This is a genomic window from Bartonella sp. LB28NMGDW, assembly GCF_042194435.1.
Taxonomy (GTDB): Bacteria; Pseudomonadota; Alphaproteobacteria; order Rhizobiales; family Rhizobiaceae; genus Bartonella; species Bartonella grahamii.
Genome location: NZ_JBHIMX010000117.1, coordinates 1 through 857, shown reverse-complemented (window position 1 = coordinate 857; position 857 = coordinate 1). Strand labels below are relative to the sequence as shown.

At 40.6% G+C, this 857-nt stretch carries 1 protein-coding gene; it reads right to left on the bottom strand.

Annotated features, from left to right (window positions below):
• Window positions 1-857, bottom strand: an 857-nt coding sequence (locus ACFIKG_RS09525) for a tyrosine-type recombinase/integrase (RefSeq protein ID WP_375652225.1), incomplete at both ends; no start/stop codon positions are given.

Sequence of the window (857 nt, the reverse complement as noted above, 5' to 3'; positions counted from 1 at the left end):
GCACGCTCTACTTTGCCGCCAACTGTATGACTTAGAATAGTTTCAGCGACCTCATAGGGGGCATCGGTTGTTTCAGCAAGCCAATCGCGTAAACTAGAGCGAAAACCATGCGGGCAGGCTTCAAGTTTATTGTCTCTCATATATTGAGCCATACACTTCTCAGCGAGGGGACCGCGACCTTTAGCAGAAAAAAAGAAATCATTACGAGAAAGCAATCGTGCTTGTTTTAAAATGTCTAATGCTTCAGTTGATAAAGGCACGCGAAATTCTTTTGTTGTATCACGCTTTCCTTTCATATTTTCAGCAGGTATGGTCCATATATCCCCATCAATTTGATCTTTATGAATATGACGTAAAGGATTGGTACGAACACCTGTCAGAATAAGCAAACGCAAAGCCAGTTGTGTTATGGTTGATGCTTCACAGAGTGTTTTATAAAAAGCCGGAACCTCTCTCCAATCCATGGCTGGTCTATTAGTGACCTTATGGCGTTGTTTTCCTAAGAGAGCTTTTGCTTTTTCTACAGCTTGTAAATCAACATCTACACCTAATGCAGCCGCATGTTTGAGACAAAGATTAAGACGTATCAATGCTGTTCGAGCAATTACAGCCTTTGTATGCCAAATGGGAGAAAGGGTATTGCGTATCTCTGTTTGCGTAATCTCTGAAACGGGTAAACAGCCTAATTTAGGGAGAATATGAAGGCGTAAAGGTGTAAACCATTTACCATTTTTACCATCACCTTTTAATTCAGCTTTACGAGTTTCAAAAGTATCTAGTGCAATATCTTTTAAGTAATGGAGATTGCTTATTGCCTCACGCTTTTGTTTTTCACGTTCTTTAATAGGGTCACGCCC